11 protein-coding genes are annotated in these 12,234 nt (G+C 60.8%); all 11 read right to left on the reverse strand.

The window, feature by feature from the left end; translation table 11 throughout:
• Positions 1–24: 24 nt before the first annotated feature.
• The 11 genes from H7F36_RS12500 to H7F36_RS12550 all read right to left on the reverse strand — a co-directional run bounded on the left by H7F36_RS12500 (position 25) and on the right by H7F36_RS12550 (position 12,196).
• On the reverse strand, positions 25–1,947 hold the full coding sequence (locus H7F36_RS12500) for a PrkA family serine protein kinase (RefSeq protein ID WP_187051126.1): 1,923 nt from the start codon (positions 1,945–1,947) through the stop codon (positions 25–27).
• A gap of 310 nt (positions 1,948–2,257) precedes the next feature.
• Positions 2,258–3,394: a molecular chaperone DnaJ gene (gene dnaJ / locus H7F36_RS12505; protein WP_187051127.1), complete on the reverse strand. Its 1,137-nt coding sequence runs from the start codon at positions 3,392–3,394 to the stop codon at positions 2,258–2,260.
• A gap of 125 nt (positions 3,395–3,519) precedes the next feature.
• On the reverse strand, positions 3,520–5,451 hold the full coding sequence (gene dnaK / locus H7F36_RS12510; RefSeq protein ID WP_187051128.1) for a molecular chaperone DnaK: 1,932 nt from the start codon (positions 5,449–5,451) through the stop codon (positions 3,520–3,522).
• 94 nt (positions 5,452–5,545) lie between these two features.
• A complete protein-coding gene (grpE, locus tag H7F36_RS12515; RefSeq protein WP_261802647.1) occupies positions 5,546–6,082 on the reverse strand; it encodes a nucleotide exchange factor GrpE in 537 nt (178 codons plus the stop codon).
• Between the two features lie 209 nt (positions 6,083–6,291).
• Positions 6,292–6,642, reverse strand: a complete 351-nt coding sequence (locus H7F36_RS12520) for an FKBP-type peptidyl-prolyl cis-trans isomerase (RefSeq protein WP_187051130.1) — start codon at positions 6,640–6,642, stop codon at positions 6,292–6,294.
• Positions 6,643–6,782: 140 nt separating this feature from the next.
• Positions 6,783–7,118, reverse strand: a complete 336-nt coding sequence (locus H7F36_RS12525; RefSeq protein WP_187051131.1) for a winged helix-turn-helix transcriptional regulator — start codon at positions 7,116–7,118, stop codon at positions 6,783–6,785.
• A 157-nt stretch (positions 7,119–7,275) separates the two neighbouring features.
• A complete protein-coding gene (gene asd, locus H7F36_RS12530) occupies positions 7,276–8,145 on the reverse strand; it encodes an archaetidylserine decarboxylase (RefSeq protein WP_187051132.1) in 870 nt (289 codons plus the stop codon).
• A gap of 125 nt (positions 8,146–8,270) precedes the next feature.
• Positions 8,271–9,317 carry a lactonase family protein gene (locus H7F36_RS12535; protein ID WP_187051133.1) on the reverse strand — a complete coding sequence of 349 codons (1,047 nt, stop codon included), beginning with the start codon at positions 9,315–9,317 and terminating at the stop codon, positions 8,271–8,273.
• A gap of 32 nt (positions 9,318–9,349) precedes the next feature.
• Positions 9,350–10,702: a TRAP transporter large permease gene (locus tag H7F36_RS12540; protein WP_187051134.1), complete on the reverse strand. Its 1,353-nt coding sequence runs from the start codon at positions 10,700–10,702 to the stop codon at positions 9,350–9,352.
• Positions 10,693–11,190, reverse strand: a complete 498-nt coding sequence (locus H7F36_RS12545) for a TRAP transporter small permease (protein WP_261802261.1) — start codon at positions 11,188–11,190, stop codon at positions 10,693–10,695. Before H7F36_RS12545 ends, H7F36_RS12540 begins: the two co-directional genes overlap by 10 nt.
• Before the next feature lie 22 nt (positions 11,191–11,212).
• Positions 11,213–12,196: a TRAP transporter substrate-binding protein gene (locus tag H7F36_RS12550; RefSeq protein ID WP_187051135.1), complete on the reverse strand. Its 984-nt coding sequence runs from the start codon at positions 12,194–12,196 to the stop codon at positions 11,213–11,215.
• Positions 12,197–12,234 lie beyond the last annotated feature (38 nt).

The raw sequence follows: 12,234 nt of genomic DNA on the forward strand, positions 1-12,234 counted from the left end.
CCTTGTGCGGTGAAATCGGGGACTCTAGGAACTCTTGCGTACCCTTAAATACCATTCGCACAGCAGCCGGACCTGCTTCGCGGTGTATCCCTTGGCCACCATGCGATCGACGAAGTCCTCGTGCTTCTTCTGTTCGTCTGCACTGCTCTTGGTGTTGAAGCTGATAACGGGCAAGAGTTCTTCGGTGTTGGAGAACATCTTCTTCTCGATGACCGCGCGCAGCTTTTCATAGCTGGTCCATGCCGGATTGCGCCCCGCATTGCCGGCCCGTGCACGCAGCACGAAGTTGACGATCTCGTTGCGGAAATCTTTCGGGTTGCCGATGCCGGCCGGCCGCTCGATCTTCTCGAGCTCGCCGTTGAGCGACGCACGATCGAACACTTCGCCCGTGTCGACGTCGCGGTACTCCTGGTCCTGAATCCAGTAGTCGGCGTAAGTCACGTAGCGGTCGAAGATGTTTTGCCCGTACTCGCTGTAGCTCTCGAGGTACGCCGTCTGGATTTCCTTGCCGATGAACTCGGCATAGCGCGGTGCCAACAGCTCCTTGATATAGCTGATGTACTTTTGCTCGACCTCGGGTGCGAACTGTTCGCGCTCGATCTGTTGCTCGAGCACATACATCAAGTGCACCGGGTTGGCCGCGACTTCGGTGCTGTCGAAATTGAATACCTTGGAGATGATCTTGAAGGCGAAGCGTGTCGACACGCCACTCATGCCTTCGTCGACGCCGGCGTAGTCGCGGTACTCCTGCAACGACTTGGCCTTGGGATCGGTGTCCTTCAGGTTGTCGCCGTCGTAGATCTGCATCTTGCTGAAGATGCTCGAGTTCTCGGGCTCTTTCAAGCGCGTGAGCACCGACAGCTGCGCCATCATTCGAAGCGTGCCGGGCGCGCAGGGCGCCGCAGCCAGCGACGAGTTGCGCACGAGCTTTTCGTAGATCTTGATTTCTTCGGAGGCGCGCAGGCAGTAGGGCACCTTGACGATATAGATCCGGTCGAGAAAAGCCTCGTTGTTCTTGTTGTTGCGGAAGGCCTTCCACTCGCTCTCGTTGCTGTGCGCCAGCACGATGCCATCGAACGGAATGGCGCCGAAGCCCTCGGTGCCTTTGAAGTTGCCTTCTTGCGTCGCGGTGAGCAGGGGATGCAGCACCTTGATGGGCGCCTTGAACATTTCCACGAATTCGAGCAGGCCCTGGTTGGCCAGGCACAGGCCGCCTGAATACGCGTACGCATCGGTATCGTCCTGCGCGAAGGTTTCGAGCTTGCGAATGTCGACCTTGCCGACGAGCGACGAGATGTCCTGGTTGTTTTCGTCGCCTGGCTCGGTCTTGGCAACAGCCAATTGCCTTAAAACCGACGGGTAACGCTTGACCACCTTGAACTTACGGATGTCGCCACCGAATTCTTCGAGCCGCTTCACAGCCCACGGCGACAGGATGCGGTTCAGGTAGCGGCGCGGAATGCCGTATTCTTTTTCGAGGATCTCACCGTCTTCGGCCGCATCGAAAAGGCCGAGCGGGGTCTCGTTGACCGGCGAGCCTTGAATGGCATAGAACGGCACGTGCTCCATGAGCTGCTTGAGCCGCTCTGCGATGGAACTCTTGCCGCCGCCAACGGGGCCGAGCAGGTACAGGATCTGCTTCTTTTCTTCGAGCCCTTGCGCGGCATGGCGGAAGTACGAAACCACCTGCTCGATGGCCTCCTCCATGCCGTAGAACTCTTTGAAAGCCGGGTAGATCTTGAGAACCTTGTTGGCAAAGATCCGCGACAGACGCGAGTCATTGCGCGTGTCGACCATCTCGGGCTCGCCGATGGCCTTGAGCATCCGCTCTGCAGCGGTGGCATACGCAACAGGCTCGCGTTTGCATATGTCGAGGTAGTCCGATAGCGAAAGGACTTCCTCGCGTGTGCGTTCGTAGCGGGCGGCATAACTGCTGATCACATCCATAGAACACCTCCATCGAGTGAGCGAAAACACTGCACGGACTTACCGTACTGCACATAACGCTTCAGTCGGGCTACCGGTGGTCCGAAATGCGGGGCTGCGCAGAAAAAACTTCGTCGCCAAATCCGTTCAATTAGCTTAAAGCAAAGAGCGCGCCTGCAGTGGGAGACCGTCGCAGACACCTTGTGTATGAAGTAAGGGTGTTGTGAAAAGTTCCTCTTTGGCGCAGGAGCGCGTCTCTGAAACGAGACAGCCTAAATCGCTATAACTACATAAAAAAAAGCGGCCTCTGGGGCCGCTTGCTTCCGCTCGATCAACTAAAGAACTCCTTTGCCTTGTCGATCCAGCCCTTGTCTGTCGGGCTGTGCTTGTCGCCTCCGTTTTTGAGCGACTCGTCGAGCTCCTTGAGCAACTTGCGCTGGTGCTCGGTGAGCTTGACCGGCGTCTCGACACGCACATGGCAGTACAGGTCCCCCGGGTAACTGGAGCGCACGCCCTTGATGCCCTTGCCGCGCAGCCGAAACTGCTTGCCGCTTTGGGTGCCGTCGGGGATATCGATGGCGGCTGCACCATTCAAGGTCGGCACCTTGATCTCGCCGCCGAGCGCTGCCGTGGTCACCGCAACGGGCACGACGCAATGCAGGTCATCGCCATCGCGTTCGAAGAGCTCGTGCTTCTTCAAGCGGATCTCGATGTACAGGTCACCTGGCGGACCGCCGTTGGTGCCGGGCTCGCCGTTGCCGGTGCTGCGGATGCGCATGCCGTCGTCGATCCCTGAAGGGATCTTGACCTCGAGCGTCTTGTTGTTCTTGATCTTGCCCTGGCCATGGCACACCGCACAGGGTTCCGGGATGAGCTTGCCCGTGCCGTGGCAGGTCGGGCAGGTTTGCTGCACGCTGAAAAAGCCTTGCCGCATCTGCACCGCGCCTGCTCCATGGCAGGTTGTGCACACGATCGGCTTGGTGCCGGCCTTGGCGCCGCTGCCATGGCACGTACCGCACTCGTCCCAGCTCGGGATGCGGATCTGGGCTTCCTTGCCTTCGGCCGCTTCTTCCAGAGTGACTTCCATGGCGTAGCTCAAGTCACCACCGCGGAATACCTGGCGCCCGCCGCTGGTGCGGCCACGCGCGCCGCCGAACACGTCGCCGAAAATATCCCCGAAGGCCTCGGCAAAGCCGCCAAAGCCCTCTGCACCTGGACCGCCGCGCATGTTGGGGTCGACACCGGCAAAACCGTGCTGGTCGTAGGCCGCGCGCTTCTGGCTGTCCGACAGCATTTCGTAGGCTTCCTTGACCTCCTTGAACTTGTCCTCGGCGGCCTTGGTGGTGTCGCCGTGATTTCGGTCAGGGTGGTGCTTCATCGCAAGCTTGCGATAAGCCTTCTTGATTTCTTCCTCGTTGGCGTTCTTGGGAACGCCGAGGGTTTCGTAGTAGTCGCGTTTGGTGGCCATGGGCGGAGTTCGCAGGGTTCGCGGGTTCGGTCGGTGCAGGCGGCTTGAAGCGGAAAAGGCTGGACCACCCGCAAAGGTGATCCAGCCCGGTTTCCGCGCTGGTCAGGTGAGCGTTGTCAACACGCTCAGCCCTTCTTGACTTCCTTGACTTCGGCGTCGACGACGTTGTCGTCGGCCGGCGCGCTTGTCGCTTGCGGGCCAGCCGCTGCGCCGCCGGCAGCACCGGCTGCGGCTTGCGCATCGGCGTACATCTTTTCACCGAGTTTCTGGCTCGCGGTCATCAGAGTGTTGGTCTTCTCTTCGATCAACGTCTTGTCTTCGCCTTTGAGCGCTTCTTCGACGTCCTTGATCGCAGCTTCGATCGATTCCTTTTCGCCGGCTTCGAGCTTGTCGCCATGCTCGGCCAGCGACTTCTTCACGCTGTGCGCCATCGCTTCACCCTGGTTGCGGGCTTGAACGATCTCCAGCTTTTTCTTATCGTCGGCCGCATTGAGCTCGGCGTCCTTCACCATCTTCTGGATCTCGTCTTCGCTCAATCCCGAGTTCGCCTTGATGGTGATCTTGTTTTCCTTGCCGGTGCCCTTGTCCTTGGCGCCGACATGCAGGATGCCGTTGGCGTCGATGTCGAAGCTCACCTCGATCTGCGGCGTGCCACGTGCGGCGGACGGGATTCCTTCGAGGTTGAACTCGCCCAGCGCCTTGTTGCCCGAAGCGATCTCGCGTTCGCCCTGGAACACCTTGATGGTCACTGCCGGCTGGTTGTCTTCTGCCGTGGAGAAGGTCTGCGCGAACTTGGTCGGGATGGTCGTGTTCTTCACGATCATCTTGGTCATGACACCGCCCATGGTTTCGATGCCCAGCGACAGCGGGGTCACGTCGAGCAGCAGCACGTCCTTGCGGTCGCCGGACAGCACCTGGCCCTGAATGGCGGCGCCGACGGCCACGGCTTCATCGGGGTTCACGTCCTTGCGCGGCTCCTTGCCGAAGAACTCCTTGACCTTCTCCTGCACCTTCGGCATGCGGGTCATGCCGCCGACCAGAATCACGTCGTTGATGTCGCTCACGCTGATGCCAGCGTCCTTGATGGCAAGGCGGCACGGCGCGATGGTGCGTTCGATCAGCTCATCGACCAGGCTTTCGAGCTTGGCACGGCTGAGCTTGATGTTCAGGTGCTTCGGGCCCGATGCATCGGCCGTCACGTAAGGCAGGTTGATGTCTGTTTGCGCGCCGTTCGACAATTCGATCTTGGCCTTCTCTGCGGCTTCTTTCAGGCGCTGAAGTGCGAGCACGTCCTTGCCCAGATCGACGCCTTGTTCCTTCTTGAACTCGGCAATGATGTATTCGATGATGCGTTGGTCGAAGTCTTCGCCGCCCAGAAAAGTGTCGCCATTGGTGGCGAGCACTTCGAACTGTTTTTCTCCGTCGACGTCGGCAATCTCGATGATCGACACGTCGAAAGTACCGCCACCCAGGTCATACACGGCGATCTTGCGGTCGCCCTTTTCCTGCTTGTCGAGGCCAAAGGCCAAGGCGGCTGCTGTTGGCTCGTTGATGATTCGCTTCACGTCCAGGCCGGCAATGCGACCGGCGTCTTTGGTGGCCTGGCGCTGCGCGTCGTTGAAGTACGCCGGTACCGTGATGACGGCCTCGGTGATAGTTTCGCCAAGATAGTCCTCAGCGGTTTTCTTCATCTTGCGCAGGATGTCGGCGCTGACTTGCTGGGGCGCCATTTTCTTGCCGCGCACCTCGACCCAGGCGTCGCCGTTGTCGGCCTTGACGATGCTGTAGGGCATCAGGTTGATGTCCTTCTGCACTTCTTTTTCTTCGAACTTGCGGCCGATCAAACGCTTGATCGCATACAGCGTGTTCTTGGGGTTCGTCACGGCCTGGCGCTTGGCCGAGGCACCGACCAGCACTTCACCGTCTTCCTGGTACGCGACGATCGACGGCGTGGTTCGTGCACCTTCCGAGTTCTCGATCACGCGTGTGGTGTTGCCTTCCATGATCGACACGCACGAGTTGGTGGTGCCGAGGTCGATGCCGATGATTTTGGCCATGTTGAATTTGCTCCTGAGTTCTGAAATATGGGGTGGTGTGAACTTGTGGATAACCAGCCGCGATTCAAGGTATGAACCGAGGGTTTCCTGTGGATTACTTCGGCGCGGTGACCGTGACCAGCGCCGGGCGCAGCACGCGCTCGTTGATGGTGTAGCCTTTTTGCAGGACGCTGACGACGGTGTTGGGCTCCTGGTCCGCCGGCACGACCGAAATGGCCTGGTGCTGGTGCGGATCGAACTTGGTGCCTGCCGGCGGTGCGACCTCGATCACCTTGTTGCGTTCCAGTGCGCTCTTGAGTTGACGCAGCGTCGCTTCGGCGCCTTCGCGGATCTGCTCGGGCGTGACGTCCTTGATCGCCAGTCCGGCTTCGAGGCTGTCGGTGACCGGCAACAGGCTCTCGGCAAACGCTTCGACGGCAAATTTGCGGGCCTTGGTGATCTCTTCGTCGGCGCGGCGGCGAGCGTTCTGCACATCGGCCTGCGCGCGAAGGTACTGATCTGACAGCTCAACGTTCTTTGCCTGAAGGGCGACGAGTTCGGCTTGCACCGTGGCCAGCGTGCTCTGGGCATCGGCCTCGTCTGCAAACTGGGCAGCCTCTCGCTCTTCGGGGCTCGGGTCGCCTTGCAGCATTTGCGATTTTGGGTCGGATTGTTGTGGATCGGACATGTGATGAAAGGGCGCGAAGCCAAAAAACAAACTAGTGCGAACCATCTTGGGCTCGCAGAAGGGTTTTTCAAGCGAAAAAATGCGGCCGAAGAGGCCGCGTGCTGGGAAAACCCGCTGGCGCCAGCGTCGATGCTGGAAGCGCAGCTCTGGCCGACCCGTAGGCCGGCCCTGGATCAATGCGCGTCGAGCAGTTCGACGTCGAACTTGAGCGTGGCGTTCGGCGGGATTGCACCGCCTGCTCCGCGAGCGCCGTAACCGAGCGCAGCCGGGATGATGAGGGTGCGCTTGCCGCCGATCTTCATGCCGGCAACACCTTCGTCCCAGCCCTTAATAACTTGGCCGGCGCCGAGCGAGAACGCGAAAGCGTCGTTGCGATCGCGGCTCGAATCGAATTTGGCGCCTTGCACGCCGTCGTTGAAGAGCCAGCCGGTGTAGTGCACGTGCACGTGCTGGCCGGCTTTGGCTTCAGCGCCTTCGCCGACGGTGGTGTCTTCGTACTGCAGGCCGGAGGGAGTGGTGGGCATGGTTGCTCCTTGGAACGGTGATCGAGATCGATCGGGTTGATGATCGTTGAGAGAGCGGGTGAGTTTAGCGAAGCTGCAACTGAAGCAGTAATCGAAGCCAATCACCGAAGCCACGACCGCCCGCGCGCTGCCCTGGGTGTTTACTTGCTGGTGACCGGCGGCGCCACTGGCACCTTCTTTATCTGCGTCAACTGCCACTTGCCGGCAAAGGCCTGCAGATCCGACAGCCGCTTCAACAGGTCTTGCCCACTGAGCGTGAGGCTGTAGCCCTCGCTGCCGTGGTTCACGACGCCAGCTTCGCGCAGCTCTTTGATGCGGGTGTTCAATGTGTTGGGAGTGATGCCACCAACGCTGTCTTGCAGCAGCCGAAAGGTTTGCGCATGTCCATCGCGGAGCGCCCAGAGAACACGCAAGGCATAGCGAGCCTCGAGCAGCGCAAGCAACTGGCTCACCGCCGCGTTTTCCTTCGTACTCATTGCTTGCAACTCATCGACAACATCTCCTCGGGCGCATTTTTTTGATTGATTTTCCGACCGCGCGATTCGGCAAGTGACTATAGCGAAAGCATCAACCGAGTGCTACAAGTTTTATAGCGACCTAGGCATACTACATGCGGCCTGTGGCGCCTACGCCTCAGATATGGATGAAATTTGCCATGGCTTCGCCCAACCTGATCGGCCGGGTTGGCGACCACTCCGGGTTGAACGTCACAGGTGGTTTCGGAAACAGCATCACGACCGTCGAGCCGAGCAAGAAACGGCCCATCTCCTCGCCCTTCTTCAGTGCGACGCGCGGGCCGCTGTCGTTCGCCCCAGTTCCATAGCGCCATTCGCGCAACTCACCCTGCCGCGGCGGATTGATCACGCCGTGCCACACCGTCGCCATGCTTCCGACGATGGTCGCGCCGACCAACACCAGCACGAAGGACCCGCGCGCCGATTCGAAAACGCACACCACGCGCTCGTTGCGCGCGAAGAGGCCGGGCACGCCACGCGCCGTCGTCGGGTTGACCGAGAAGAGATCGCCCGGCACGTAGATCATTCGCACCAGTTCGCCGTCGCAGGGCATGTGGATGCGGTGGTAGTCCTTCGGACTCAAGTAGAGCGTGGCGAAGCTGCCGTGCGCGAATTGCGCCGCCAGTGTCGCGTCGCCACCAACCAGCGCGGTGGTCGTGTAGCTATGGCCCTTCGCCTGGAAAATCTGTTCGCCTTCGATCGGGCCGAACTGGCTGATGGCGCCGTCGACCGGTGAGATCAAATCGGCTTGAGCCAGCGGCCGTGCATCAGGCTTGAGCGCCCGGGTGAAGAAGTCGTTGAAGCTCTTGTAGTGAGCGATATCGCTCTCGAGCGCTTCGCCCATGTCCACGCCGTACTTCGCGACGAAGCGCCGGATGATCCAGGTCGTGACGGCGCCACGCTCCTTGCCCGCGACCCAGCCGGCAAAATTTGTCAGCGCCAGCTTCGGAAAGAGGTACTGCGGCAGGACAGAAAGGCGATCGGACACAGCGGGGAAGAGGGGTAGCTCTGCAGGTGGCGGGGAGGCGAATTCTATCGAGGCGACTCGGCGCCACGGCTGCCGCGCGGCGGCGTGCGGCATCGGCCTACTCGGCGGCTTGGTCAGCGTGTCGATCAGGGCAGGTCGACGATCTCGATCCAGTTCGGGTTCTTGCCGACCGGCAGGCGCTTTGGCGTGCCCAGTGCGCCGGTGTTGGCGTCGATGGCGTAGACCGAAACGCTGTGCGATTCCTGCCCCGCGGCGATCAGATAGCGCCCGCTCGGATCGATGGCGAAGCCGCGCGGCGTCTTCTCGGTCGGCGTCTGGCCGAGCGACTGCAGCAGGCCGGTGGACGGGTCTACACGGAACGCCGACAGCGTGCTGGATGTGCGCTCCGAGGCATAAAGATAGCGGCCGTCGGGCGTCAGGTGCAGGTCTGCGGCCCATGGCTTGCCGGCAAATCCAGCAGGCAGGGTGGTCGTGCTCTGCAACAGCTTGAGCGTGCCACCCGCGCTTTCCCATGCATACACGTGCAGGGCAGCGTCGAGTTCGTCGAGCAGATAAACGAAGCGCTGCGCCTTGTCCCAGACAAAGTGGCGCGGCCCCGACTTTGGCTGGGCGCCGGTGAGCGGCGGGTCGTTCGGCGACAACTTGCCGGAGGCCGCGTCGAAGCGCCAACTCGACACGTTGTCGCCACCCAGGCTGGTCGCCAGCACGAAGCGGTTGGTCGAATCGGCGTGGATGGCGTGCGCGTTTGGCGCGGTCGGGATCAATTGCTGGATTGCACCGACGCTGCCTTCCTTGTCGATGGTGTTGACCGTGATCTTGTGGCCCGGATAGGAGGCCGCGAACAACCATTTGCCGGTGGCATCGGTGTCGATGTTGGCCATGCTGTCTGCCAGTGGCGCTTCGCCGAGCTTCTTCAACTTGCCGTTGGCGGCGTCGATCGCAAAGCTCAAGACGCGATAGGGCTGCGAGCGCAGGGCGGCATACAAGAAACGCTTGTCGGGGCTTACCGCCATCGGCATCACCTGGCCACCGACATTCACCGTTTCGACCGGTTTGAGAACGCCCAGATCCCGGTCGAGTTCGAGCACCGAGATGTCCTGGCTGTCGGCGTTGGACACGTAGACCCAGGTCGCAGCCAAAGACGGGGAGGCAGAGAGAGTTGCAAGCGCCATAACTGTCAGAATCTTTTTAAGGGTGGTGGCTTTCACAGAACCACGTGCCCGGTGATCAGCGACGGCAGCCAGGTCGAAAACGCCGGCACGTACGTCACCAACGTGATGGCGATGAAGATGGCGAGGTAATACGGCCAAGCCGTTTTGGTGGCCTCGCCGATCGATATCTTGCCGATCGCACAACCGATGAACTGCACCGTCCCCACCGGCGGATGCACCAGGCCCAACGCGCAATTAAGCAGCAGCATCATTCCGAATTGAACCGGCCCGACGCCCATCTGGATGGCCAGCGGCAAGAACAGCGGCGTCGTGATCAGGATGTGCGCCGCCATGTCCAGGAAGATCCCCAGAAAGATCTGGATGATGTTGATGTAGAGCAGCATCAGCCAAGGCGTCGTGGTAGCGGCCAGCAGCGCGGCCTCGATGGTGTCCGGAATTTCCAGGTACGCCATCTGGTAGCGCAGCATGTTCGACACGCCGATCAGCAGCAGGATCACGCCCGTTGTCTTCGATGCTTTGGCCAACGACTTGAAGAGCTTTTGCTTGGTCATCGTGCGGTAGATAACCACCGTGAGCAGCAGCGAATAAGTGACCGCGATGGCCGCCGCCTCCGTTGCCGTCGCGATTCCTTCCATCACGCACACCAGGATGATGACGATCACCATCAGGCCCGGAATCGACGCGATGAAAGTGCGCAGCACCGCTTTCCAGCCCGGGAAGCGTTCGATCATCGTGGAGCCGTCGGGACGCCGGGGAAAGCCGTACTTGGCGGCTTGCCAGTAGGCGGCGACCAGCATGCAAACCATGATCCAGAACACCGGGATCAGGCCGGCGAACATCAGGTCGCCGATCGACACGCCCTTGATGGTGTGGCCGCCGATCGTGCCTACTGCCGCTTGCGCTGCAAAGGCATAGATGATCATGTTGTGCGATGTCGGCATCAATGCGCCGGAGAGCGATGCGTGCGTCGTCACGTTGACGGCATAAGCCGCGCTGTAGCCCTCGCGCTTCATGATCGGGATCATCACGCCACCCATGGCGGAGGTGTCTGCCACCGGCGACCCCGAGACGCCACCGAACAGCGTCGACGCCACCACGTTCGCGAGGCCGAGGCCGCCCTTCCAATGGCCGACCAGGCTGCGCGCGAAGGCGACGATCTTGTCGGCGATGCCGCCGTGCAGCATCAACTCCCCGGAAAAGATGAAGAACGGTATCGCCAGGAAAGAGAAAACGTTCATGCCCGACACCATCATCTGGATGGCAGTCTCGAAGGGCAGGCCTTCGAACGCGAAGGTCAAGAGGCAACTCAATCCGATCGCAAAAGCGACCGGCATGCCGAGCAGCAAAAAGACGATGAAGCTGAGCGAGAGAAGAGTCAATGCCATGATGGGACCACCTCGTGGCCGGTGAACTGGGACGCCAGATGCTCGATCGAGAAGAGCGTGATGAGCACGCCTGCGATGAGCACCGGCAAGTAGCGATAAGCCTCGGAAAGTCCGAGTGTCGGAATGGTCGCGTCGTGGGTCGAGATAGCCATTTCCATCCCGCCCGCGAAGAGCGCGATGGCAAATGCGATGGTCAGGACGTACACCACGCACTTGCACCAGAACTGCAACTTGGGCGGCAGCACTTTGACCAGCGAGTCGAGACCGATGTGGCCCGCATCGCGCACGCCGGCCGAGGCGCCGAACATGGCGACCGAGATCACCAGCAACAGCGCGACCTGCTCGACGTAGGCCGGCGCGTTGTTGAAGACGTAGCGCAGCACCACGCCGTAGACGACCACGCCGAGCAGGCCGATCAGGCACACGCAGGCGAGGTACATCGTCCAGCGCGAGAGCTTCGCGTTGACGCGGGACAGCATCGTTGTCATTGCAGTCGCCTTTGAAGTCGCATCACTTGGTGTTGATGATTTCCTGCACCAGCGCCTTCAACTCGGGCGTGGACGCAAACTTGTCGTAAACCGGCTTCTCGACTTCGACGAAGCCCTTGCGGTCGATGTCGGCCGCGGCGGTAATCTTCGCGCCGCCCTTGATGACAGCCGCCTTGGCGTCTTTCTCGCGCGGCTCCCACAGCTTCACGTAGAAAGGAACCGAGTCTTTCGCGGCCTTGCGGATGGCGGCCTGCTGCTCTTTGGGGAGCGTGTCCCAGATCTTCTTGGAGAACACCAGCACTTCCGGCGTCATGACATGCATGGTCTCCGAGTAGTAGGGCGCTGCTTCGAAGTGCTTGGCTTCTTCGTACGACGGGTAGTTGTTCTCTGCCGCGTCGACCAGGCCGGTCTTCAGGCCGGTGTAGACCTCGGCGATCGGCATCGGCGTGGGCGACGCACCCATCGAGCTCACCATGCTGACCATCAGGTCAGAGGGCTGCACGCGGATCTTCAAGCCCTTCATGTCGGCGACGTTCTTGATCGGCTTCTTGGCGTAGACCGAACGCGAGCCGCTCTCGTAGAAGGCCAGTCCGATGAAGCCGGCCTTGTCGAACGCGGCGAGCACCTTGTCGCCGGCCGGACCGTACATCGCCTTGCGGAAATGTTCGATGTCGCGGAACAGGAACGGCAGCGACGGCACGACCGACTCCGGCACGATGCCGTGGAACGAGGCCGAGCTCACGCGCACCATGTCGAGCGCCCCGATCTTGACCTGCTCGACAGTGTCTTTTTCCGAACCCAGCGAGCTGTCCGCGAAGATCTTGATGCTGTCCTTGCCACCGCTGGCTTTCGACAATTCTTCGCCCATGAACATCACGGCCTGGTTGGTCGGGAAATCCTTGGCGTGCACCTCGGCCGAGCGAAATGTGCGGGCCGTCGCACTGGTCGTCAGCGCGAAAAGGCCGATCGCGATCAGGCCAGAGAGGGTTTTGAGTTTCGGTGTCATGGTGGCTCCTCGGATTGAAAGTAAGGGGGGTGGAACTT

The organism is Variovorax sp. PAMC28562, from assembly GCF_014303735.1.
Classification (GTDB): domain Bacteria; phylum Pseudomonadota; class Gammaproteobacteria; order Burkholderiales; family Burkholderiaceae_C; genus Variovorax.